This is a genomic window from Peptoniphilus asaccharolyticus DSM 20463 (assembly GCF_900176115.1).
GTDB classification, from domain to species: Bacteria; Bacillota; Clostridia; order Tissierellales; family Peptoniphilaceae; genus Peptoniphilus; species Peptoniphilus asaccharolyticus.
This window is the reverse complement of the sequence record NZ_FWWR01000009.1, coordinates 868372-893055: the sequence shown is the minus strand read 5'-3', so window position 1 is coordinate 893055 and position 24684 is coordinate 868372. Positions and strand designations below refer to the sequence as shown.

Genomic DNA, 24684 nt, shown 5'->3' with positions numbered 1-24684 from the left:
GAGGTAAAAATGTTAGATAACAAAAAAGTAGAGAGGTTTATTGCAGCATGTATGAAATATGAAGGGGATTTATATTCACAACTTAAAAGAATGATGCCGGGATTTAGTGATTGTTCATCTATTCCTTACAAGGCACTAAAAGCAACAGGACTACTAGATGAAAGCCAAACTACACGAACTATATCAACCAAATTTATGAGAGATGGAGACCCTAGAATGCATCAAATCCCAATGAACCAAATACAAAGGGGTGATTTGTTGTGGTGGCAAAGACCGGGCACAACAGACTCAAATTACTATGGTCATACCGGAGTTTATCTAGGCGGTGGCAAAGTATTAGAAGCCATTAAGCCTAGGGCAAAAATAACAAGCATTAAAAGACTTGGATGGCAAAGAGCTTATAGAGTTAAATCTTTAGAAGCTAGTACAGTGCAATCTAAAGAAGGCAATAGTCAACAATACGCTCTTTTATATGTTGCAGGCAAGCAAACTAAAATTAGTCCATATATAAAAAATGGAGTTTCATATATAAAACTAAAAAATATTGAAGTGCCTGTTCGTGAATTTTTTGAAAGTCTTGGTATGACTGTTAAGTGGAATAACGGAAGAATAGATGTTGTATAGGAGGTAACTATGCAAGAAGTGTTATACACGCTAAAGGAATACTTAAGTCCGGAACTCGTGTTTATGGTTCCGGTTCTTATGGTTTTAGGAAGTATATTAAAGAAAAGCAACAGGATTTCGGATAGTTTAATTCCTACTATTTTATCGATAGTAGGAATACCTCTTGCAATGATAACAAGCTTGGCCAATAAGTATGATGCAATGAATATTGTTCAAATGATTGTATGGATATTAATGTCTATTGGGCAAGGTGTTTTTCTCGGAACAACTAGCGTAGGTGTTCATCAATTACTAAAACAGCAAGGGGAGTATTCTAAATTAAAGAAATGGCAGCAAAAAGAAGAGTTGTTAGAAGAGTTAAAGCAAGAAATGTTAGAAACTCAGGGGGAAAGTAGAAAAAAATCTAAAAAAAGTAAAAATAATGATTATGAAAGTGGTTAAGTTAATAGATAGCGATAAAATGCTATCTATTTTTAATTTTAAATTGAAAGCTATGTAATTGGATTAGTAGATAAATAAAAGCTCTTAAAATTCGATTTGTGGGGCATTTTTTGAAAGGGGAAAATAAAAAATGAAGAAAGAATATTTTGAAATATTAGTATTGTTATTAAAAGTTGGTTTAATAGTACTTTCAGTTTATATTGTGCCATCAGCCAAAAAGTTTTTAGATGCGAATGTAAGCAAAGAGCAAAAAGAACAAGCAAAGTTTTGGACTTTAATGGCTGTGAAATTTGCTGAAACTATCTACAAAGAAAAAGGTCAGGGAAAATTAAAAAAAGAGTGGGTATTAGAATGGTTAAATAGAAATAAAATAACAATATCTAAAGAACAAGCAGATATTTTAATAGACACTATAGTAAAGGAATTTAATAAAAATGGATGGGACACTGATATTATTAATTCATTAAAAGAACAAGCCTAGGATTAATTTCCTAGGCTCTTTTTTATTGACGAATTGTCAAATCAAATGCAACACCTATGGTAAGAGACCAAAAAGTTCTTCTTTAGGTGTTTTATATTTTATACATTTTCTAGGTCTATTATTCATTAAACTTAAGTTATAATTTAATTCATCAATATTCACTTCTGATAAATCCATACCCTTAGGATAAAACTCCCTCAAAAGTCCGTTACTATTTTCATTTGTACCTTTTTGCCATGCACAATAGGGATCACAAAAATAAGTTTTGCATCCTAATTCTTTTTCTATTTTCTCAAATTCTGAAAATTCTTTACCTCTATCAAAGGTTATTGTTTTTACTAATTCTTTTGGATAATCTTTTAATGCATTTATTATTGCTGGTGTTACGCTTTCCGACTTTCTATTTTCAACTAGGATTGCTATATAATATCTAGATTTTCTTTCTGCTAAAGTTACGAAACAACATCTACTTTTCCTTTTATGATCTAATCTGCCTGATTCCACTGTATCTGCTTCCCAGTGGCCTAATTCTTGCCTTCTGTATATCTCTTTAGGTCTTTTCTTAATTGTTCTACCTTTATCATTGAATTTTCCTCTTTTTTCTGCTGGCCTTTTAAATTTAGCTTTTCTTCTCAAATTTTTCATACTAGTTTTTGGCAGCTTTTTGGCGTGTATCATTCTATATATCGTTGATGTAGATGGTAATTCATGAATCTCATTTGTGTTTCTATTTGATATTTGTTCAGGGGACCAATGTTCGTTAATCTTTACAGTTAAATAATCAATAACATCTTTAGAAAATTTACTTTTTCTATGGCAGTCTTTTCTTCTATCAATATATTTATCATTTGCCTTTATCGGAAAGTACTTAGTGTAACTTCCCCTACTAACTTTTATCTTAGATGAATTTCTTTTAATTTCTCTAGATATTGTACTAGGTGACCTTTTAAGTGCTTGTGCAATTTTCCTTATACTCATTCCTAAATTTAAAAATTGGTAAATACAAGATCTTTCTTCTATGGTAAGATGGTTATAGCTCATAGTTAATCACTCCTTTTAATATGTTTTGTTTGGTCACTTACATATTAACACAGCTGATTAGCTATGAGTTTATTTATGTTGCACTTGTTATGATAAATTATCTCTACCATTACATCACCTCTCTTTCTATATTCTTATTATATAACGTATTACGTTATAAGTCAACACTATTTTTGAAGTTTTAACTCGTGGAATAAATCTCCTAGCTTTTTTATTGTAAAAATGTTAGAAATGGGTATAAAAATAAAAAATAGTACTTGACAAAACGAAAGTTGTTGATAAGTACTTTGTCTTATCCATAGTATTTTTTCTAAATATTTGATATAATGAACAAGCTTAGCAAAATATACTTGAAGGTGTTGTTATATGAAATATGACAATGAAGAAAAATTAAAAGAAATAGAAAGCGTTATAGATTATTTGTTTAAAAACAAACACTATAATTCTTTAGCGAATAGAACATATTATTATATTTTTCAAAATATAAGTATATATTTAAAAAATAATAATATAGAGTTTGAAACAAATGGAAGAGATTCACATATTAGTGCTATAGAAATGTATAGTAAAAATAAGTTGGGAATTCCTTCGATGAATAAAGAAAAAAGAGTGTTTAATAGTTTGATTTGGGATTTGAAAGATCAAAGAAAAGTGGCTGATTATGAATTTCAGTCGCTAACAGAAAAAGATGCCGAAAAAAAATATGATGAGTTTTGAAGCGCTAAAAATAATAGTTAATAAGTAAGAAAAGATCAGGAGTGATTTTATGGATATTAATCAATTAAATAGTTTTATTGGCTTATTAAAAGAAAAATATCCTAATGAAAGATTTTTCATAGATCAAGAGGATGTTTACTTTAAAGTCTTATCTAAGAATAGAGATTTGATAAATTCAGAAGAATTTTTAGATTTTTTTTATAATAAGAGTGATGAATTATTGTTAGAAGATAGTTATTTAGTAGTGCCTTTGTATGACTATCTTAATAGAATGCCAGAAATATCTTTTGAAAGCTTTGAAAATATTAAAGTTGTTTTTGGAGATTTTATAAAATCTTTATCTTCAAAATACTTAGTTAAAAAAGATCTATTCGTTCAAGAAAAAAATGAAAATATTGTAGAATCTAAAAATATAAAAAGAATTGTTTTTAGTGAAGAGAAATTTGGGCAAAATAAGAAATTAAACTACAGAAAACAAAAAAACATCTATCACAATAATCTTAATACTAAGGAAGATGTTCTGATAGGTGCAGAATTTGTATGTGAGGTTGCGTAATGAATAGTAATAAGGATTTTAAAGGGGCCATTAGTTTTGATGGATACAGAGTTATAGAAATTAATTATAACCTCAATGATAAGTTTAAAGCTGATGAAACATTAGATATAGATATTAATTTTAGATTAGGCCATGGATTAGAAGTTATAGATAATACTATGATAGTAAGTCTTGGCGCAGATATTTTTAGTGATCCAGAAGAAAATAATTATCCTTTCTCTATGAGGGTGATTTTAGAGGGGATGTTTACAGGTGAAGATGGAGAAACTGAAATGGAAAAGTATTTACCTAATGCTTTATCTATCTTATTTCCATATGTAAGAAGCATAGTTTCAACATATACTTCTGTAGCAAATATATCTCCATTAAATTTACCGACAATAAATATTATTCAGTATTTAAAAGATGCTAAAAATCAAAATTAAGTAGAGTGGTTTAATTCCACTCTTTTTGTTTTTAAAAGAAAATAAAATGTATATATATGATGAAAAATATTGTATAATTTTCTAATAAATAAAGAATAGTCTGATGTAAGATACTCTAAAGAGACAGAAAAACACAACAAGTATCACATCAGTAGATTACAAAAGTAAGAGGGAAAGCCTAAATATAGAGAGATTATGTATCGCTACGGACCAGAAGGTCAGGGGTTCGAATCCTCTAAGGCGCACCAATTTAACCTCTGTAATTATACAGAGGTTTTTTATGTGGAATTAATTATGGCTCTATGTCAAATATTGGGGAGACTCGTTAACTCGAGTCTCTTTCTTTATGTAAAAATGGGCACATAGACGCTAATAAAGATATCAAAACTAAAATAGCAAAAAACAACTAAAAATAAGCATAGCAAATAAAACCCCTAGGGGTTTTGCAAATTTTCCCGTTTTCCCAATCTCTACTTACATGAAAACATAATTCTTTTTCTAAACAAGTCAAAATTTCTCATACCAAAACAATTTCTTTTTAATGTTTTTATCTTTGTATGAGTTCCTTCAAGAGGTCCATTTGACCAAGAGTAATCAAATGAATTACATATTTCTTCAAACCAGTTATTAAAAGAAGTGATACAAGATTTAAATTCTTTTAATTTTGATTCATCTGCTCTTTTTATCCATTCTCTTAAAGCTTTTTTAGCTCTAGTTTTGTTTGGCTGACTAAGTACATACTGGTACCCACAGGGCACACAGTAGAACAATTCTTTTAACTTGTATGCTTCTTTTAATTCCTTGTTAAGTTCAATCATAAGTGATACTTCATTAGCTTGTTCTGAAGTTAGCTTAGAGGCAGGTTTTGTAATTAAACTCTTACTTCTTTTAAAATATTTCCTAAGCTTTGATGATACATCCTTTTGTATTCTCTTTCTAACATTTTCTAATGCCCAGGATACTTGTCTTATGAAGTGGTACCTATCTATGATATGTATTGCGTTTTTAAAGAATGATTTCTTAACTGATTTAAATGTTTTAGACATATCACTTACAAAAAATTTTACTTCGTTTCTTTCTTTGTTTGGTATCTTTTCAAAGTACCCATACAATGTATTCTTATCTCTTGATGGTAAGATATCTATGATAGAGTGTTTAGATCCATTAAGAAGAGAAGTCTGATACCTGTTATTACCACTATCACCTTTAAATTCATCAATACATAAAACCTCAGGAAGTTTAGCTCTAGAAGCACTTAAACAATTTAAAATTCTTAATACTGTGTTTGAAGAAACATTATACCTATTAGCAATAGAAGATATAGAATAAAGCTCATCAAACTCAGAAACAATAGCAAAAACAAGTCTATTGGTCATAGTATGACCTTTGGCAATAAAATCAAGATTCCTCTCAAAACGAGAACCACAAGACTTACAATCATATCTAGTTTTCTTTAAGAAAATCAAAGATTTCTTACCTCGGATGTGAGTATCCCTAATCTTTTGAATTCTATGATCATGAACCCAAATCTTTTTAGAACCACAATGAGGACAAATAGACATCTTAGAAACAGAAGCGTGAACATTAACAAAATTATTACTCTCATCAACACTATCAAAAACTACATCTTTAAAACCAAACAAATTCATGATATTATTATTTTGCACTTATATGCACCTCCAAGCTTTGTTGTTGATTACTTAAAGTTTAGGACTAAAAGCGTATAAGTGCAATTTTTTTTGCAGATAATTTATCATAACAAGTGCAACATAAATAAACTCATAGCTAATCAGCTGTGTTAATATGTAAGTGACCAAACAAAACATATTAAAAGGAGTGATTAACTATGAGCTATAACCATCTTACCATAGAAGAAAGATCTTGTATTTACCAATTTTTAAATTTAGGAATGAGTATAAGGAAAATTGCACAAGCACTTAAAAGGTCACCTAGTACAATATCTAGAGAAATTAAAAGAAATTCATCTAAGATAAAAGTTAGTAGGGGAAGTTGCACTAAGTACTTTCCGATAAAGGCAAATGATAAATATATTGATAGAAGAAAAGACTGCCATAGAAAAAGTAAATTTTCTAAAGATGTTATTGATTATTTAACTGTAAAGATTAACGAACATTGGTCCCCTGAACAAATATCAAATAGAAACACAAATGAGATTCATGAATTACCATCTACATCAACGATATATAGAATGATACACGCCAAAAAGCTGCCAAAAACTAGTATGAAAAATTTGAGAAGAAAAGCTAAATTTAAAAGGCCAGCAGAAAAAAGAGGAAAATTCAATGATAAAGGTAGAACAATTAAGAAAAGACCTAAAGAGATATACAGAAGGCAAGAATTAGGCCACTGGGAAGCAGATACAGTGGAATCAGGCAGATTAGATCAATAAAAGGAAAAGTAGATGTTGTTTCGTAACTTTAGCAAGAAAGAAAATCTAGATATTATATAGCAATCCTAGTTGAAAATAGAAAGTCGGAAAGCGTAACACCAGCAATAATAAATGCATTAAAAGATTATCCAAAAGAATTAGTAAAAACAATAACCTTTGATAGAGGTAAAGAATTTTCAGAATTTGAGAAAATAGAAAAAGAATTAGGATGCAAAACTTATTTTTGTGATCCCTATTGTGCATGGCAAAAAGGTACAAATGAAAATAGTAACGGACTTTTGAGGGAGTTTTATCCTAAGGGTATGGATTTATCAGAAGTGAATATTGATGAATTAAATTATAACTTAAGTTTAATGAATAATAGACCTAGAAAATGTATAAAATATAAAACACCTAAAGAAGAACTTTTTGGTCTCTTACCATAGGTGTTGCATTTGATTTGACAATTCGTCTGCATAAAAATATCTGTTAGGGATTTACTCCCCAACAGATATTTTTATGCAAAAAAATTTATTGTTAACAGGAGTAATAGAATTAAGGAGAACACTTAATCACTATTTTAGTGAAATATGTACTTCTTAATTCTTTTTTTATTGAAAAATTAAGAGAAAGGGGGTAAAAATGAGGAATTTTGAAAAGATAACAGCACTCTATGAGAGATTAAGTCGTGATGATGAACTGCAAGGAGAGAGTAACTCTATCATCAATCAGAAAAAAATATTGGAAGAATACGCAAGCAAAAATAATTTGTCAAACATCATTCACTTTACAGATGATGGAATCAGTGGAACGCAGTTTGACAGACCGGGATTTATGGCAATGATGAACGGAGTCAATCAAGGAAATATTGGTTGTATCATTGTAAAAGATATGAGCAGACTTGGCAGAGATTATCTCAAAGTCGGTCAATGTATGGAGATACTAAGACAAAAGGGCGTAAGACTAATCGCTATCAATGACAATGTAGATAGTTTTTACAGAGAAGATGATTTTACCCCTTTTAGAAATATCATGAACGAATGGTATGCAAGAGATACATCAAGAAAAATCCAATCGACTTTCAGGTCAAAAGGCGAAAGTGGGAAACATACTGCAAGTACACCGCCTTATGGCTATATCAAAGATGAAAAAGATAAAAACAAGTGGATAGTAGATGAAAAAGCAGCAGAGATAGTAAGGCGAATATTTAACCTGACCATGCAAGGCAATGGTCCGTATCGAATAGCAAAGATATTGGAGAGTGAAAAAGTAGATATACCAGCCTATCATCAACAGAAATTAGGCTATGGACTATATCAAAGCAAAAACTTTGAACATCCCTATCGTTGGTGCAGCTCAACCATAGCAAGCATTTTAAAGAAACAGGAATACTTGGGACATACAGTCAATTTCAAAACAAGAAAACACTTCAAGGACAAGAAAAGCAAATATGTATCCGAGGATAACTGGCTTATTTTTGAAAATACACACGAGCCAATTATAGATCAAGAAACCTTTGACAATGTGCAAAGGATAAGAGGAAATGTAAAAAGGTATCCTGACGGTTGGGGAGAATATCACCCACTCACAGGACTGATGTATTGTGCAGATTGTGGAAGTAAAATGTATGTTCATAGAACAAGCAATTACAAAAATATACCCTATTACACTTGCAGTGCCTATACTAAAACACCTTGTGGCATGCTTTGTCCATCAGCACACAGAATAAAAGCGGAAGTAGTCTTAAATTTAATACAAGACACACTAAAAGATATTAAAAAATACCTTGATGAAGATAATGAAGCCTTTATCCGTTCCATTCAAAATGAAATGGAAGAAAAGGAAAAGGTGGAGATAGAAAGGCAAAGAGCAAGACTGATTGATAATAAGGCAAGAATACAAGAGTTAGAAAGGCTTATGTGTCGTATTTACGAGGATATGATACTTGAAAAAATACCAAGCAGTAGATATGAGATACTTAATAGCCAATACGAAACAGAGCAAAGAGCTTTAAGCACAGAAATTAAGGAGTTAGAGCAACAGGTATCAAGATATGAAAAAGAAACAGACAGAGCAAGAAAATTCATATCTCTTATCAGTCGCTATGAAAACTTTGATGAACTTACAAATACTATGATAAATGAGTTTGTAGAGAAGATTATCATTCACGAAAGGGATAGGAAAGGCAGTCAAAACTCAAAACAGAAGATAGAGATATATTTTAACTTTATCGGAAATTATGAACCGCCAAAAGAAGAATTGACCGAAGAAAAACAAAAATTTGAGGAAGAAGAAAGAAAAATCAATGAGAGAAAGGACAGGCTTCATCAAAATTACCTGAAACGAAAAGCAAATGGGAAACAACAAGAATATGAGGAAAGGTATAAGGAAAGGTATAAGGAAAGGAGAGAACAGAAGAAGCAAGAGAAATTAAAGGTTTTGAAAAGAGTGGGGATACCCTTATGTGAAATGTAGAGTTTTTTAACTGAATAATATATCCAAGGTCAATGAATATAAAACAAAATATTCATTGACCTTTAAATTTGCGGGCGTTATAATATCTATGAATAAAAAACGGAAAATTCACAGATTGGTTTGAGAAGTTTGGAGGTTAAAAATGGCAAAGGCATTTACAGAAGAAGAAAAGATAAAAATCAAAGAAAGTATTATGGAAACTGCTCTTGATTTATTTCATGATAAAGGTACAAAATCACTTAGTATTTCGGAATTGACAAAAAGAGTAGGGATAGCACAAGGAAGTTTCTATAATTTTTGGAAAGACAAAGAATCTCTTATCATCGATTTAATAGCATATAGGTCAATACAAAAATTGGAAAACATTGAAAGAGAATTTTCAAATTCACTCACGAATCCTAAAAAATTCCTTTCAGAGGTAATTTATAAGTATTCGATAGATATGACTGAGAAAATTAAAACTCAGCCAATTTATCAAGAGGCATTTAGAATATTTGCAAGTCAAGATTCAAAGAAAGTGAATAGAGTAGAAAATCTATATGGTGATTTTTTGGATAGGTTAATAGATTATTGGTACAAAAATAATGTAGTAAAAAGCGTAGATAAGCAAGGCTTATCAAATGCCTTTGTTGGCAGCTACGTTCTATGTTCAAATTATTTCCATTTTAATAAAGATACCTTTGAAGAAGTGCTTAATATTTATATACAAAGCATTGTTTTTAAATATATAGAAATTTAATTGTATAAGGGAAAGTGATAGCAATGATTCTGGATTTTAATGAGATAAAAAAGGAAGATGTATTAGTTGCTGGAGGTAAGGGTGCTAATCTTGGAGAAATGACTTCTGCTAAAATAAATGTTCCAAGTGGATTTGTTATAACAGCAGACGCATATAGAGATTTTTTAAAAGTAAATGGGATTGATATTCTCATTGAAAATGGAATTAAAAAATCAGTAGATGATGAAAGAAATCTTCTAAATGAAGCTGAGCATTTTAGAGGAAAGATAAAGTCTGGAAAATTTCCTGAAAGGTTAGAGAATGCAATAAGAGAAAAATATTTTAATCTTGGAAATAATACAAGAGTTGCAGTGCGTTCTTCAGCAACGGCAGAAGATTTGCCAGATGCCAGTTTTGCAGGGCAACAAGAAACTTATTTAAATGTTCAAGGTATTGAAAGTGTATTGAATGCAGTGCGTAATTGTTATGCTTCACTTTGGGGGAATAGAGCTGTAAGTTATAGATTTCATCAAGGTTATGCTCAAACTTCAGTTTCTATTGCAGTTGTTATTCAAGAAATGATAGAGAGTGAAAAATCAGGAGTTTTATTTACCGTAAATCCAGTAAACAAAAAAGAAAATGAAATGCAAATAAATGCAAGCTTTGGATTAGGAGAAAGCGTTGTAAGTGGAAGAGTTACAGCTGATAGTTACATTATTGACAAATTAGGGAAAATAGCCCAAGTAAATATTGGAAGCAAGGAAACACAGATTATATATGGGGATAAGGAAACTGTTGAAGTAGCAGTAAGCTCTGATAAAAGAAAAACTCGTGCATTAAATGATAGAGAAATACTTGAACTTATGAAGTGTGGTTTAGAGATTGAAAAACACTATCGCATGCCTATGGATATTGAATGGGCAATCAAAAATGATATTGTATATATTTTACAGGCGAGAGCGATTACCACATTAAAAAATTCTGAAAATGATATAACTGGCAATGATTTAATAGAGAAGTACACAAAGGATAAAAAAATCAAAAAGGATACACGAGAAGTAATGTCATTCTTATTAGAAAAAATGCCTTCTGCATATAGAGTCCTTGATTTCGATTATTTGATGGCAATCAATGATCAGAAATTAAACATTTTATCAGAAGGTGGGATTATTTTACCAAGAAATCCAATTATAGATGATGATGGTATACAAACTTTTTCTGATGAAGGAAAGCGAATTGGAAAGAATATTTTCAAAATTTTTAATATCTTAAAGAACATGAAAGATTTTGAGTTCTGTTATAAGAAGTGCAAAGATTTTATGAATATATATGAAACTGAAATAGAAGAAATGGGGCACTTAAATTTTGAAAATATGACATTAACGGAGTGTGGAAATTTTTTAGAAGAAAGTTATGCTCTTTTGCAAAAGCTTGCTTATGATAGATTTAAGTATGCCTTATTTCCATCAGTATTAAATAGCAAGAAATTTACCAAAATAATAAAAAAAGTAAATAGCAATTACTCATCGTTTGATTTTTATTGGGACTTAGATAATAAAACATCGGTGATTACAAATGATGTCTATACAATGGCTTGTGAGATAAGAAAAAATGAAGTTTTAAAAAGAGCGATAATTTCCGGAGATAATTTTAAGGAATTATATAAAAAGTATAATGATTTTAAGAATATATCAGATGAGTTTATGAAAGATAATGGCTTTAAATCTGATTATAACTGTTATTGTTTATCTGCAAAAACATTTCTCGAAGATCCTGATAGGCTAACAAATATATTACGACCTATATTAAATGAAAATAGTAATGAAAGTAAAGATACAAAGGATTTTTCTAAGCTTATGGAGAGTATAGAGGGAATCTATGGTAAAAAGTATCAGGATATAGAAAAACAGATAAAATATTTTAGATATTTTCATGTGGTTCGTGAAGAAAGTCAATATTTGTGGGAAACACTATTTTATTATGTCAGAAAGTGTGTTAAAAGAATTAACTTTATACTCTTGGGTGATGAAAACATAGAAATAGGAGTGGCTAATCTTTTTCATAAAGAATTACTTAAAGCAATTAACAGAGGTAATTTAAATGAATCAGATAAGGAAAAAATAAATAGGAGAAACGAAAAATTTCCTTTAGCAGTGAAAGTATGGGAAGCTTCAAAGTTATTGATTTTTAAAACGGATGGTGATGTCTTAAAAGGAGTAAGCGGAAGCACTGGTATTGCAGTTGGAAAGGTGTGCCTGATAAATAGTTCCAAAGAATTTTATAAAATGAAAAAAGGAGATATATTAGTTTGTCATCTTACAGATCCTGAGTGGACTCCATTATTTAAGCTGGCAAGTGCTGTTGTGGCAGATACAGGTTCTGCTTTAAGCCATGCTGCAATTGTTGCAAGAGAATATAATATACCGGCAGTTCTTGGAGTTGGTTTTGCAACTACCAAATTCAAAGATGGAGATACCATACAAGTAGATGGTAATACCGGCGAGGTCAAAGGCTTTTAATATGAAATCAAAAAATCAAATAGATCAAAAAGAATTGAGAAGGCAAAAGATTTTAAGTGAACCACTTTTACCTCTGATAGTAAAAATGTCTGTTCCAACAATTGTTGGTATGCTAATTATGGTTATTTATAATTTGACAGACACATTCTTTGTCGGACTTTTAAATGATAAATCGATGACAGCTGCTATTGGTGTTGTTTTTAGCTTCGTGAGTATTATTCAGGCTATTGGTTTTTGGTTTGGATATGGCAGTGGGAATATTATGTCTAAAAAACTTGGAGAACAAGATGAGGAAGAGGCAATAATTATTTCTTCAATCGGAATAGTATTTTCTATTATAAGTGGATTTTTAATAGCTATAATGTCATGGATTTTTATATCTGACTTGACAAAGTTCATTGGTGGGAATGCTTCTGTTAACTTATTTAAATTTACTACTCAGTATTTAAAGGTGATTATAATAAGCGTTCCATTTAGTCTGTATTCAATTACTATTTATAATCAATTACGACTTTGTGGAAATGTAAAAGATGGAATGATAGGTTTACTTTTAGGAATGTTCAGCAATATGGTTCTTGATCCTGTATTTATGTTTATATTAAAATTCGGGTTTGTTGGATCTGGATATGCAACTTTGACAGGGCAAATAATTGCTTGTATTTCACTTACTATGTTGGCGAAAAGAAATGGTAATATTCCTGTTTCTTTGAAAAATGTCAAATGTAGTAAAGAACGCATATACCATATTCTTGTAGGAGGAATGCCTAATTTTTCAAGGCAAGCAATTACAAGTGTTTCCCTCATTTTATTGAATAGAGTTGCAGCAAGCTTCGGGGATAGTATTATTGCAGCTTTAACCGTTAGTTCAAGAATAGTTGCCATAGCTTATATGATTATGATTGGATGGGGGCAAGGGTTTCAACCTATTTGTGCAATGAATTATGGTGCAAAAAAATATGGCAGAGTTAGATCAGCATTTAATTTGACAGTTGTTGTTGGAACTATATTTTTGATTATATCAGCAGTGGTGCTATATATTTTTTCGGAACATTTTGTTATTGCAATGTCTAAAGATAGTGAAGTTATTTCTATAGGAGTGCAAATACTTAGAATGCAATGTATAACAATTCCGTTGTTAGCCTATTATGCGATAAGTAGTATGTTGATGCAAAACATAGGGAAATATTTTTGGTCGTTGATAATTTCGATTTCAAGGCAAGGTATTTTCTACATCCCTCTTTTATATTTACTTACTAATTTATATGGGAAGTTGGGAATATATTTATTGCAACCTGTTTCTGATGTATTGTCATTTGCTTTGGCTGTTTTTATAGTTTGTAAAATGAAACTTACTTGTTATAAGCTTCAAAAAGATAATATTTAAGGTTTACAGAATATTTATTAGGAGGGAAAAAATATGTAACTAAGCAATGGAGGGATAAATAATGGGAACATTAAATTCGGTTATTCATATAAGATACATTTATCCTTTTTTATGCTTGGAATTGCTTAAACATAGCAATAATACTTTGTCATACACAACAAAATAGGAAATTATATAAGACATTAGTTTTTAAGCCGAGAGGACATTTTACGCCAAAGTGTAGAAGTTCTCCTTTTTTATTCTCAAAAAGCAAAACAGAGAACTTAAAAAGGAGGATAATACGATGGCTAAGAAAGAATATTACCTTTATTTAAAAGGCAAAGCAATACCTGTAAGTGAAGAAGTCTACAAAGCCTACTGGAAGATAACAGAGCATGAAAAGTATCTTCACAAGAAAGATAGAGAACACTGGGTATTACCTTTTTCGTCTTTTGATTATGACGGACACTTTGTAGATAACATCATAGATGAAAAAATAGACTTAAAAAAATTGTAGAAGTAAAAATGCGAATTGAAGAACTTCATAGAGCATTAAATACTCTTTCAAAAGAAGAACGAGAGTTAATGGAAGCCATCTTCTACAGAGAAGAAAGTCTAAGGTCAATCAGCAGAAGAGAGAAAGTTACACATCAAGCAATCAGCGGGAGGAGGGACAGAATTTTAGAAAAACTGAGAAAGATTTTAGAAGATAAAGTCTAAAAACTTGGAAAGGTTAAGTGTCAAAAAAAGGTGCTTAACCTTTCTTTATGGAAACAAGCAGATACCAAAATGGAGGAATTAAAAATGAAGAAAGAAAACACATTACAGAAAGTACAGGAACAAATTTTTGAACTTCAGGAAGAAAGAGAAAAGTGCGATGTAAAGCTGAAACAATTACAAAATCAAGGCAAAAAATTAGAAAAACTGGCAAATGAAAAGGAACGAAAAAGAAGAAATCACAGGCTTATACAAAGGAGCTGACAATTCAATTTTCAGTAAAATAGCTGGAGCAAGCAAAGAAGAATATTATAATTCTCATAAAAAGGAAATAGACAGATACCTAAGAGCAAGAAAGACCATAGAAAAGTTTACCGGGACATCAGCCATAAAATTAAATGATTGGCAAAAAGAAATATCAAGCCTTGAAAAAGAGATACAAGACTTAAGCGAAGATAAAGCTAAAGTACAAGATGAATTTAAGCAGATAGATCATATCAAATATGCAGTAAAGATTGTCAATGACGAGTATGGAATAGATTTATCCATAGAGATAGACAAGGCAATTAAGAGAGGAGATAAACCAAGCGTGATTGCACAACTTAAAAAATTTCAAGAGCAAGAGGAAAGAAAGGGGCAGTACAAACAAAAGGCAAAAGAAAAATATAAGGGAGAGGAGAGGTAGAAAAAAAGGCTTGAAGTGGTATAATAAAAAAATAGGCAAATATAGATTTGAATTTTGAGGATGAGTTTGAGATGTAAAAGATGAAAAAACACATAAAAAAAACAATATTTATAATAGCATTTTTGCTTGTATTACTGGGAATAGCAATCTTTATTTCTTTAAGTAAATTTAATGTGGAAAACCCATTTTCAGTTGTTACAGGGTTATATAAAATCACATTTACAGACACTGAATATGTAAAAATACAAGAATATCCAAAGGTAATTATTGCAAAACCAAATAATGCCAATGATTTATTAAATAAATATATGGAAGGTGAAGGTTATTATGAAAAGGATAGATTAGGTGCAATAATCGAATTTACACAAGCAGAAAGTGTGAATTATGTTGAATTTTCAGTAAATAAATACTATTCATTATGGAAATGGAACGAATGACGACAAGAAAGCTACAAATCCAAGCTTGTGAAGTTAATAAAACTTAATATATAGCAAAATCAGACGGTAGAAGAAAAAGCTATCGTCTTTTTTTATTGAAGAAAGACTAACTATTAAAAGTCAAGAGGTGAAACAAAGAAAATATAAGTAATGATATTGATAAAAACTGAATAAAAATAAGCATGAAAAAGTACCCTAAAGTTTAAGATTAAAAATAGGGTTAGCAAAGTTTTTTCCTTTTAAATAGTAATTTTCTCAAAAGAACCTGTAAATGATAAAGGCTATGCCCGAGCAAAGCTCGTCATTTACAGAACCTTTTTCAAAAATTAATTCATAATTAAGCAAAAACTAACTTTGTTGTTGATATGGTTCATTTTTAGTTAAAACAGCAAAAATAGTATGACAAAGCTTTCTAGCAACAGCGTTTGTAGCAACTAAATGATGTTTGCCTTCACTGATTTTCTTCTGATAATAATCAGAAAAAACTGGGTCACAAAATTCAGCTCTAAGAGCGGATTGAAAAAGAGCACGCCTTAAGTAAGGAGAACCTCTTTTACTCATATGATTGTAAGTAGATTCATATTCTCCAGACTGAGAAACACTAGCATCCAAACCAGCATAAGCGACAAGCTTAGAAGGATTAGAAAATCTTTTAATATCTCCAATCTCACCTAATATAGTAGCAGCATTAACAGAACCAATACCAGGAATGGTATTAATTGGAGAATTGAGTTTTTCAAGTAAAATTTCAATTTCTTTTTCAACATCTAAAACTTGATTTTGAATAAAAGAAATTTGCCCTATAAGCATTTTAATTTGAAGTCTAAAAGAATCCATGCAGAAATTAATGCCAAAAGATTTAGAAGCTTTCTTAGAAAGTTCTTCAAGTTTTCTAGAAGCATACTTCTTTCGAGAAACATTGTCTAAAAAATATTGTAAATCTTCAGAACTGATATCTTCAAAGTCTAAAGGAGTAGAGAAATTTGAAAGAATTTCTTTAGAAGTCTTACCAAAAATATTGCTAAAAGAAGAAGCATATTCAGGGAAAACTTGGTCTAAAAGAGCAATAGTCTTTCTTTTAAGATCACCAATTGATGATACAAGATAAGATCTGAATCTAGAAAGATTTCTCAAAGACAAATAGTCCTCATTAGAAAGAGAAGTTTCAACAAAATCACCATAGCGAAGAAGATCGGCTATTAAAAGAGAATCAATAATATCAGTTTTTCTCTTTCTGATTTCGATACCTTGTCTCCAACCATCAGTTTGGATTGGATTGATAACACGAACAGTAAAGTTTTTTTGGGCAAGATATGAGTATAGAGATAACCAATAATGACCAGTAGCCTCCATGCCAATTTCAAGTTCATTTTTGAAAGCTTCTAGTTTAAGGATTAAACTCTCAGCACCATAAATGGAATTTGAAAAAGAAAAAGCTTTAAAAATAACTTTTTTCTTATCATCAACTAATGAAGCAACATGAGTATTTTTACCAATATCAATACCTAAATAAAACATTTGAAACCTCACAAAAAAGTATTTTAGATAGACACCTCAAAATCTAATAACGTTACTGCCTTATGCTAAATACGAAGTACCCTAAGAGGGTCAACATCTAACTTATTCGTAAACAGTTAAAAGATTAGAGGACTCACTCTTTCAATTACGAGATTAAATCTCAAGGAGAAAACGAGTACACTCTATCTAATAACAATATTATACAGCAAACCTGAATAATATTTAGTCGATAAAGGATTATAGGTTACCTTTAACAACCTAAATACATTATATAAGGAAAAAAGATGAATAATACAACATTACAAGATTTATTTGAAATAACAAATACAGATGACTTATTAGACATCAACCTATATACACAAGCTGTATATTTTCATTTAGCAATGAGAGCAGATGAAAAAGACTTAATAGCTAACTATAAATCAGTATTAAGGATGCTTGGAGTATTAAACCACGAATTAGTAGAGCTGATAGAGAAAAAATTTTTGAAAAAAGAAGAGGGAAAGCTGTATTTAGTAAGCAGAAAGGAAAGGTAAGCAAATGAGCGATAATAAAAAATATTACTACATAAAGCTAAAAGAAGATTTTTTTACAGATAAGAGAATCAAAAGGCTAAGAAAAATATCAGGAGGAGATACCTATACAATCATTTACCTCAAATTGCTTTTACTTAGCTTAAAAGATAGTGGGAAGCTGTATTATGACGGAGTAGAAACAGACTTTATCAAGGAGCTTGCATTAACGATTGATGAAACGGAAGATGATGTAATGGTTACAGTAAATTATCTTGTAGCACAAGGATTGATGGAGATAATCACAGAAAATGACGAGTATTTTTTAACAGAAATTCCAAGTCTAATAGGTTCAGAAACAGCTTCTACAAGGCGTTCTAGGAAATCAAGAGGACAAAAAGCATTGCAATCTGGCACTGGTGCAACATCTTGCAACCTTTTGCAACAAAACTGCAACGGAGAGATAGAGATAGAGAAAGAGATAGATATAGAATTAGAAAAAGAGGGGGAGAAAGAAAAAATATCCCCCTCCCTTTATGGAGAATATAAAAATGTTTCCTTAACTGATGAAGAATATGGAAAATTAAAGGATAAAATGCAAGGTCATAGGGATAAAATGATAGAGAAGCTGTCAACCTATATGCAAAGTACAGGAAGAAACTACAAAGACCATTATGCGACCTTAGTTCATTGGTATGAACAGGACAAAGGGAAATTAAAGGAAAACAGTAAATCAAAAGTATATACCTTTGAAGATTATGACAAGGGTGAACACTTGTAGACTTCGCATAAGACGGTGGAAAGGTGTTTTTAGAGCGTTAATCATAAAATAGATATGAGACTATAGCTAAGTGTAAAATAGGGCTTAAAATTGCAGTATGGAAAAAATATCGTATTTATGATAAAATGATAATGATATGGTAATAAACTCAGTTATAAGGAGAGGATATATAAATGCGAATTCAATTTACTGTAACCGATGAAGAACTTGAAATATTAGCTAAAAAAGCAATAGAGGGAGGTTTCCCAAGCGTTACTGAATATTGTAAGTGTAGTAGTTTACAAGAAAATACAAGCTATGCTGACCTATATACTACCTTATTAAACAAAATTAGCTCTTTACCAAAGGACAAAGAATTTGTTTTGAGAGAGTTAATCGCAACACCTCCGGCATTGATTGGCAGATGGTTTTATGAAAATGTAAATAAGGGACTTGTAAAAAATGTGGAACACATCGGAAAAGCTGAAGGCGGAGTAGAAAAATATAAAAGAATATAAGACTTATTCAAAAAGCTACGCAGTGCGTAGCGAATTGAAAAGTCAGGAGGTCAGCTATATGGAAAAGATAAAAATAGAAAAAAATACCGTTCAGGAAACATTGATTGTCCCACTTTATGGAAGAAAAATGTGTTCTGATAAATTCCCTAAACTTTATACAGATGTTTTCGCAAAAAAATTATGTGATAGATTGGATTATGATTTTTCTGAATTAGAGAAAAAGAACAAGTCCTTTTTATATGAATTCGGTTCTCTTGAAGCGGCAATGCGTCAACTGGATATTATGTGGGAAATAAAAGAATATTTAAAGAAATATCCGAAAGCTACGATTGTAAATCTCGGTTGTGGATTGGATGAAACGGGAAAGGCTTGTGATAATGGAAGTTGTAACATTGTTAATATAGACTTTCCTGATGTTATAGAGATTCGTAATCAGCTTACTTCAAAACATGAAAGGGAAACAAATATTGCCTGTGATTTAAAAGATTATTCATGGATGGATGCAGTGGATGGAACTAATGGAGTCATTTTCTTTGCAGCAGGGGTGTTTCATTATTTTAAGAAAGATGAGGTTAAGGCATTAGTCTTGGAACTTTCAAAAAGATATTCTAAAGGCTCTTTGGTCTTTGACAGTGTAGGCAAATTTGGGTTGAAACTGATGATGTTAAAGGTACTGAAAAATATGGGCATCAAGGATGTAGATGGTTTATTCTATCTAAACAATTCAAAGGAAGAATTAAACTGGTCAGAAAATATTAAAGTCACATCGAAAGGATATATGTTAGGCTATTATGATATGAAAAGTCCTAATATTCGTTTTTCTCATCGTTTACTTGCAAGAATAGGCGATAGTATGATGAAGATGTCTGTGAACAGAATGGATTTTGAATAATGAAATAAAATGAGAAGAAATCGAGGTGAAATAATGAAGATGATTGATAGATATTTTTAACTAAAGTTGCCAATGCTCTCACAGAAGCAAGAAACAACACAAGAACAGCAATAAATCTTTCTATGGTATATACTTACTTTGAAATAGGAAGAATGATTATAGAGGAAGAACAAAATGGGGAAGATAGGGCAGAATATGGTAAGTATTTACTTGAAGAATTATCAGGTTATTTAACCAAAGAATTTGGTAAGGGTTTTTCAGTAACTAATTTAAAGCAGATGAGAAAATTTTATAGTGTATATGCCAAAGATTCAATTGGTCAGACACCTTCTGACCAATTAGAAAATATGCTTGTAACAGTTACCGGAAGACAGTTTTTTCTTAGTTGGTCACACTAGTTGCAACTAATGAGAATAGAAAATAAAGAGGAACGTCTTTTCTACGAAATTGAGTCTTATAAAAATGACTGGAGCTTAACAGAGTTGAAAAGGCAGTTTGATAGTTCTCTATATGAGCGTTTAGTATTAAGTTACGATAAAGAAAAAGAATTGTATGTTAAAGGACAAATAATATCGAGTGGAAAAGATTTGCTAAAAGATCCGTATGTGTTTGAATTTTTAGGTTTTCCGGAGCTTGCAGTATATTCCGAAACGGAGTTTGAAAGTAGGATAATAGACAATTTACAAAAGTTTTTGCTTGAGTTTGGAAAGGGTTTTGCCTTTGTAGGACGACAAGAACGTTTTACTTATGATGAAGAACATTTTTTGTCGATTTGGTATTTTACAATAGACTGCTGAAGTGTTTCGTATTATTCGATTTAAAGATAGGTGAGATAAAACATCAGGATATAGATCAAATGCAAATGTATGTAAATTATTATGACAGAAATGTTAAACTGGATGATGAAAATACAAAAATAGGCATTGTTTTATGTAAAGATAAAAAACAATCTTTAGTAGAAATGACTTTGTCGGAGAATAACAGTCAGATATTTGCGAGTAAGTATAGTACGGTGTTACCGAGTAAAGAAGAATTGAAAAAATTATTAGATAAGTAAATAAACTTGTAAAAAGCTGAATATAAATATCGATTCCAATAGAAGTAGATAAGCCTAAAAAGGTTGATTTACTTCTTTTTTATTGTAGTAAACAGGAGGGAAACAAAATGCACGAAAATAAAAATGAACATAATACAGGAACAAAGACCATAAAGAAGATTGGAAAAGTAACTTATGAGGTTATTGTCCATTTTAATGAAAATGTGACTGAAACTATGCAAGATAAATTGAAAAGGATAATGCTTAGAGAAATGGAGCGAGAAAAAGATAAAAAACCTAAAAATGATTAGAAAGTCCTTGACAAGCTGTTACAGGTGTTGAGCCTATTTATGTGTTGAGTATAGTGCTAATTACAATTTTAGGGAGATATCTATAGGCAAATAAAATATTAAATACTCCTTTGCCAAAAGAATGGGATATCATTTTAATTGCAATAGGCGTTATATCACTCGCAATAGGAGTTGTTATGTATGTTATAAGTGTTTAAGTCTAAAATAGTAAAGGGAATAAGAGAGAATAGATTGGTAACTGAAGGGATTTATGCATATGTTAGAAATCCGATATATTCTGCATGGCTCTTTATCTGCAATGGAGTTTTATTTTTAGGAAGAGATATTTGGCTTATTGGATTGAGTTTTATATTTTATTTTTATTTAACCATACTAGTTAAATTTACCGAGGAGAAATGGTTGCTTGAACTTTACGGAAAAGAATATGAACTGTATTGTAAAGTGATACCATGGTTTTAAAATGATAAGAATACATATTAAAATTAGATTTAGGAGGCAATTGTGAAGAGATATTATAAAATTTTAGGATTACTATTTTTAATAGCACTAGTAACAGCTTGTACTTCAAATAAAAAGATTGTACTACCTATGCCACAAAATGTTACTGAAATAAAACTTGTAGATAGTGATACTGAAAATAAGGTTTCAATTACAAAGCAAGATGAAATTAAGTCAATAATAGATGATTTGGTAAATGATTCTAAAATCACAAAGAAAGATAGTATAAATGACGCACCAACAAATGTAGATGAGTATATAGGAATTTATTTTACACATAAGGGAACAGGGTATGGCGAAAGCGTAGCCTATGTTTACAAAAAAGATGGGGTTAATTATTTAGAACAACCTTATTCAGGAATATGGAAGTTGGGAGATAAAACATTTGATAATATCAACCAATACTTTGAAAAATAAATTTAAAACACAAAAACAGTAAATCAAGTGGTGATATGTACCCTCTTTACTGGACAAACCAGTAAGGAGGGTATTTTTAGGCTCTATAATATCTGTTGGGGAGTAAATCCCTAACAGATATTTTTATGGACGAATTGTCAAATCAAATGCAACACCTATGGTAAGAGACCAAAAAGTTCTTCTTTAGGTGTTTTATATTTTATACATTTTCTAGGTCTATTATTCATTAAACTTAAGTTATAATTTAATTCATCAATATTCACTTCTGATAAATCCATACCCTTAGGATAAAACTCCCTCAAAAGTCCGTTACTATTTTCATTTGTACCTTTTTGCCATGCACAATAGGGATCACAAAAATAAGTTTTGCATCCTAATTCTTTTTCTATTTTCTCAAATTCTGAAAATTCTTTACCTCTATCAAAGGTTATTGTTTTTACTAATTCTTTTGGATAATCTTTTAATGCATTTATTATTGCTGGTGTTACGCTTTCCGACTTTCTATTTTCAACTAGGATTGCTATATAATATCTAGATTTTCTTTCTGCTAAAGTTACGAAACAACATCTACTTTTCCTTTTATGATCTAATCTGCCTGATTCCACTGTATCTGCTTCCCAGTGGCCTAATTCTTGCCTTCTGTATATCTCTTTAGGTCTTTTCTTAATTGTTCTACCTTTATCATTGAATTTTCCTCTTTTTTCTGCTGGCCTTTTAAATTTAGCTTTTCTTCTCAAATTTTTCATACTAGTTTTTGGCAGCTTTTTGGCGTGTATCATTCTATATATCGTTGATGTAGATGGTAATTCATGAATCTCATTTGTGTTTCTATTTGATATTTGTTCAGGGGACCAATGTTCGTTAATCTTTACAGTTAAATAATCAATAACATCTTTAGAAAATTACTTTTTCTATGGCAGTCTTTTCTTCTATCAATATATTTATCATTTGCCTTTATCGGAAAGTACTTAGTGTAACTTCCCCTACTAACTTTTATCTTAGATGAATTTCTTTTAATTTCTCTAGATATTGTACTAGGTGACCTTTTAAGTGCTTGTGCAATTTTCCTTATACTCATTCCTAAATTTAAAAATTGGTAAATCAAGATCTTTCTTCTATGGTAAGATGGTTATAGCTCATAGTTAATCACTCCTTTTAATATGTTTTGTTGGTCACTTACATATTAACACAGCTGATTAGCTATGAGTTTATTTATGTTGCACTTGTTATGATAAATTATCTGCAAAAAAATTGCACTTATACGCTTTTAGTCCTAAACTTTAAGCAACAACAAAGCTTGGAGGTGCATATAAGTGCAAAATAATAATATCATGAATTTGTTTGGTTTTAAAGATGTAGTTTTTGATAGTGTTGATGAGAGTAATAATTTTGTTAATGTTCACGCTTCTGTTTCTAAGATGTCTATTTGTCCTCATTGTGGTTCTAAAAAGATTTGGGTTCATGATCATAGAATTCAAAAGATTAGGGATACTCACATCCGAGGTAAGAAATCTTTGATTTTCTTAAAGAAAACTAGATATGATTGTAAGTCTTGTGGTTCTCGTTTTGAGAGGAATCTTGATTTTATTGCCAAAGGTCATACTATGACCAATAGACTTGTTTTTGCTATTGTTTCTGAGTTTGATGAGGTGTATTCTATATCTTCTATTGCTAATAGGTATAATGTTTCTTCAAACACAGTATTAAGAATTTTAAATTGTTTAAGTGCTTCTAGAGATAGGCTATCGGAAGTATTATGTATAGACGAATTTAAAGGTGATAGTGGTAATAACAGGTATCAGACTTCTCTTCTTGATGGATCTAAACACTCTATCATAGATATCTTACCATCAAGAGATAAGAATACATTGTATGGGTACTTTGAAAAGATACCAAACAAAGAAAGAAACGAAGTAAAATTTTTTGTAAGTGATATGTCTAAAACATTTAAATCAGTTAAGAAATCATTCTTTAAAAACGCAATACATATCATAGATAGGTACCACTTCATAAGACAAGTATCCTGGGCATTAGAAAATGTTAGAAAGAGAATACAAAAGGATATATCATCAAAGCTTAGGAAATATTTTAAAAGAAGTAAGAGTTTAATTACAAAACCTGCCTCTAAGCTAACTTCAGAACAAGCTAATGAAGTATCACTTATGATTGAACTGAACAAGGAATTAAAAGAAGCATACAAGTTAAAAGAATTGTTCTACTGTGTGCCCTGTGGGTACCAGTATGTACTTAGTCAGCCAAACAAAACTAGAGCTAAAAAAGCTTTAAGAGAATGGATAAAAAGAGCAGATGAATCAAAATTAAAAGAATTTAAATCTTGTATCACTTCTTTTAATAACTGGTTTGAAGAAATATGTAATTCATTTGATTACTCTTGGTCAAATGGACCTCTTGAAGGAACTCATACAAAGATAAAAACATTAAAAAGAAATTGTTTTGGTATGAGAAATTTTGACTTGTTTAGAAAAAGAATTATGTTTTCATGTAAGTAGAGATTAGGAAAACAGGAAAATTTGCAAAACCCCTAGGGGTTTTATTTGCTATGCTTATTTTTAGTTGTTTTTTGCTATTTTAGTTTTGATATCTTTATTAGCGTCTATGTGCCCATTTTTACAT

At 30.4% G+C, this 24684-nt stretch carries 26 protein-coding genes and 4 pseudogenes; 26 read left to right on the top strand and 4 right to left on the bottom strand.

Features of this window, described 5'->3' with window-relative positions:
* The first annotated feature begins 9 nt into the window (after window positions 1-9).
* The 3 genes from B8869_RS05115 to B8869_RS05105 all read left to right on the top strand — a co-directional run bounded on the left by B8869_RS05115 (window position 10) and on the right by B8869_RS05105 (window position 1546).
* A complete protein-coding gene (locus B8869_RS05115; protein WP_084230620.1) occupies window positions 10-624 on the top strand; it encodes a peptidoglycan amidohydrolase family protein in 615 nt (204 codons plus the stop codon).
* A 9-nt stretch (window positions 625-633) separates the two neighbouring features.
* Window positions 634-1065 carry a phage holin family protein gene (locus tag B8869_RS05110; RefSeq protein ID WP_084230619.1) on the top strand — a complete coding sequence of 144 codons (432 nt, stop codon included), beginning with the start codon at window positions 634-636 and terminating at the stop codon, window positions 1063-1065.
* A gap of 130 nt (window positions 1066-1195) precedes the next feature.
* A complete protein-coding gene (locus tag B8869_RS05105) occupies window positions 1196-1546 on the top strand; it encodes a phage holin, LLH family (RefSeq protein WP_084230618.1) in 351 nt (116 codons plus the stop codon).
* 54 nt (window positions 1547-1600) lie between these two features.
* Here B8869_RS05105 and B8869_RS05100 read toward each other — a convergent pair whose 3' ends face one another.
* Window positions 1601-2587 carry an IS30 family transposase gene (locus B8869_RS05100; protein WP_084229742.1) on the bottom strand — a complete coding sequence of 329 codons (987 nt, stop codon included), beginning with the start codon at window positions 2585-2587 and terminating at the stop codon, window positions 1601-1603.
* Between the two features lie 366 nt (window positions 2588-2953).
* Here B8869_RS05100 and B8869_RS05095 point away from each other — a divergent pair, with 366 nt between their 5' ends.
* Genes B8869_RS05095 through B8869_RS05085 form a run of 3 tightly spaced genes read left to right on the top strand, consistent with a single transcriptional unit; the run spans window position 2954 to window position 4285 of the window.
* On the top strand, window positions 2954-3304 hold the full coding sequence (locus B8869_RS05095) for a hypothetical protein (RefSeq protein WP_084230617.1): 351 nt from the start codon (window positions 2954-2956) through the stop codon (window positions 3302-3304).
* A gap of 49 nt (window positions 3305-3353) precedes the next feature.
* Window positions 3354-3860, top strand: a complete 507-nt coding sequence (locus B8869_RS05090) for a hypothetical protein (protein WP_084230616.1) — start codon at window positions 3354-3356, stop codon at window positions 3858-3860.
* Complete coding sequence (locus B8869_RS05085; protein WP_084230615.1) at window positions 3860-4285, top strand: protein-export chaperone SecB; 426 nt, start codon at window positions 3860-3862, stop codon at window positions 4283-4285. Before B8869_RS05090 ends, B8869_RS05085 begins: the two co-directional genes overlap by 1 nt.
* Before the next feature lie 470 nt (window positions 4286-4755).
* On the opposite strand, the gene B8869_RS05080 is transcribed toward B8869_RS05085, so the two are convergent.
* The gene (locus tag B8869_RS05080; RefSeq protein WP_234989754.1) at window positions 4756-5952 is read right to left on the bottom strand and encodes an ISL3 family transposase; all 1197 of its coding nucleotides are present in this window, start codon (window positions 5950-5952) and stop codon (window positions 4756-4758) included.
* A 179-nt stretch (window positions 5953-6131) separates the two neighbouring features.
* Here B8869_RS05080 and B8869_RS12455 point away from each other — a divergent pair.
* The 10 genes and pseudogenes from B8869_RS12455 to B8869_RS05040 all read left to right on the top strand — a co-directional run bounded on the left by B8869_RS12455 (window position 6132) and on the right by B8869_RS05040 (window position 15588).
* A pseudogene (locus tag B8869_RS12455) lies at window positions 6132-7120 on the top strand (IS30 family transposase).
* 196 nt (window positions 7121-7316) lie between these two features.
* The gene (locus B8869_RS05070) at window positions 7317-9149 is read left to right on the top strand and encodes a recombinase family protein (RefSeq protein WP_084230613.1); all 1833 of its coding nucleotides are present in this window, start codon (window positions 7317-7319) and stop codon (window positions 9147-9149) included.
* A 142-nt stretch (window positions 9150-9291) separates the two neighbouring features.
* Window positions 9292-9888, top strand: a complete 597-nt coding sequence (locus B8869_RS05065; protein WP_084230612.1) for a TetR/AcrR family transcriptional regulator — start codon at window positions 9292-9294, stop codon at window positions 9886-9888.
* 23 nt (window positions 9889-9911) lie between these two features.
* Window positions 9912-12386: a PEP/pyruvate-binding domain-containing protein gene (locus B8869_RS05060; protein ID WP_084230611.1), complete on the top strand. Its 2475-nt coding sequence runs from the start codon at window positions 9912-9914 to the stop codon at window positions 12384-12386.
* A 1-nt stretch (window position 12387) separates the two neighbouring features.
* The gene (locus tag B8869_RS05055; protein WP_084231062.1) at window positions 12388-13770 is read left to right on the top strand and encodes an MATE family efflux transporter; all 1383 of its coding nucleotides are present in this window, start codon (window positions 12388-12390) and stop codon (window positions 13768-13770) included.
* A 283-nt stretch (window positions 13771-14053) separates the two neighbouring features.
* Window positions 14054-14266, top strand: coding sequence for a hypothetical protein (locus B8869_RS12635; protein ID WP_459550383.1), 213 nt, complete (start codon window positions 14054-14056; stop codon window positions 14264-14266).
* An 8-nt stretch (window positions 14267-14274) separates the two neighbouring features.
* Window positions 14275-14469 carry a sigma factor-like helix-turn-helix DNA-binding protein gene (locus B8869_RS12630; protein ID WP_459550382.1) on the top strand — a complete coding sequence of 65 codons (195 nt, stop codon included), beginning with the start codon at window positions 14275-14277 and terminating at the stop codon, window positions 14467-14469.
* Between the two features lie 84 nt (window positions 14470-14553).
* Window positions 14554-14730, top strand: coding sequence for a hypothetical protein (locus tag B8869_RS11730; RefSeq protein WP_200805989.1), 177 nt, complete (start codon window positions 14554-14556; stop codon window positions 14728-14730).
* Between the two features lie 40 nt (window positions 14731-14770).
* A pseudogene (locus tag B8869_RS11725) lies at window positions 14771-15151 on the top strand (MobQ family relaxase); the annotation flags it as partial.
* Between the two features lie 80 nt (window positions 15152-15231).
* Window positions 15232-15588 (top strand): hypothetical protein, encoded by a 357-nt coding sequence (locus B8869_RS05040; protein WP_084230610.1) that lies wholly within the window; start codon window positions 15232-15234, stop codon window positions 15586-15588.
* A 348-nt stretch (window positions 15589-15936) separates the two neighbouring features.
* Here B8869_RS05040 and B8869_RS05035 read toward each other — a convergent pair whose 3' ends face one another.
* A complete protein-coding gene (locus B8869_RS05035; RefSeq protein WP_084229931.1) occupies window positions 15937-17106 on the bottom strand; it encodes an IS110 family RNA-guided transposase in 1170 nt (389 codons plus the stop codon).
* Window positions 17107-17390: 284 nt separating this feature from the next.
* Here B8869_RS05035 and B8869_RS05030 point away from each other — a divergent pair, with 284 nt between their 5' ends.
* From B8869_RS05030 to B8869_RS04995, 9 genes and pseudogenes are all read left to right on the top strand, one after another.
* On the top strand, window positions 17391-17642 hold the full coding sequence (locus B8869_RS05030; protein WP_084230609.1) for a hypothetical protein: 252 nt from the start codon (window positions 17391-17393) through the stop codon (window positions 17640-17642).
* Between the two features lie 4 nt (window positions 17643-17646).
* Window positions 17647-18399: a phage replisome organizer N-terminal domain-containing protein gene (locus B8869_RS05025; RefSeq protein ID WP_084230608.1), complete on the top strand. Its 753-nt coding sequence runs from the start codon at window positions 17647-17649 to the stop codon at window positions 18397-18399.
* 173 nt (window positions 18400-18572) lie between these two features.
* Window positions 18573-18896 (top strand): hypothetical protein, encoded by a 324-nt coding sequence (locus tag B8869_RS05020; protein WP_084230607.1) that lies wholly within the window; start codon window positions 18573-18575, stop codon window positions 18894-18896.
* Window positions 18897-18954: 58 nt separating this feature from the next.
* The gene (locus B8869_RS05015) at window positions 18955-19788 is read left to right on the top strand and encodes a class I SAM-dependent methyltransferase (protein WP_084230606.1); all 834 of its coding nucleotides are present in this window, start codon (window positions 18955-18957) and stop codon (window positions 19786-19788) included.
* 50 nt (window positions 19789-19838) lie between these two features.
* Complete coding sequence (locus B8869_RS11720; protein WP_200805980.1) at window positions 19839-20186, top strand: DUF1016 N-terminal domain-containing protein; 348 nt, start codon at window positions 19839-19841, stop codon at window positions 20184-20186.
* A gap of 9 nt (window positions 20187-20195) precedes the next feature.
* Window positions 20196-20845 (top strand): annotated as a pseudogene (locus tag B8869_RS12450) (PDDEXK nuclease domain-containing protein).
* A 107-nt stretch (window positions 20846-20952) separates the two neighbouring features.
* Window positions 20953-21135, top strand: coding sequence for a transposon-encoded TnpW family protein (locus B8869_RS05005; RefSeq protein WP_084230605.1), 183 nt, complete (start codon window positions 20953-20955; stop codon window positions 21133-21135).
* A gap of 189 nt (window positions 21136-21324) precedes the next feature.
* Window positions 21325-21594, top strand: a complete 270-nt coding sequence (locus B8869_RS05000) for a methyltransferase family protein (RefSeq protein WP_084230604.1) — start codon at window positions 21325-21327, stop codon at window positions 21592-21594.
* A gap of 42 nt (window positions 21595-21636) precedes the next feature.
* Entirely contained in the window at window positions 21637-22050 is a 414-nt protein-coding gene (locus tag B8869_RS04995) for a DUF5301 domain-containing protein (RefSeq protein WP_159445240.1), read from the top strand.
* A gap of 155 nt (window positions 22051-22205) precedes the next feature.
* On the opposite strand, the pseudogene B8869_RS04990 reads toward B8869_RS04995, so the two are convergent.
* Window positions 22206-23190: pseudogene (locus B8869_RS04990) on the bottom strand (IS30 family transposase).
* Window positions 23191-23363: 173 nt separating this feature from the next.
* Here B8869_RS04990 and B8869_RS04985 point away from each other — a divergent pair.
* Window positions 23364-24560, top strand: a complete 1197-nt coding sequence (locus B8869_RS04985; protein ID WP_234989752.1) for an ISL3 family transposase — start codon at window positions 23364-23366, stop codon at window positions 24558-24560.
* Window positions 24561-24684 lie beyond the last annotated feature (124 nt).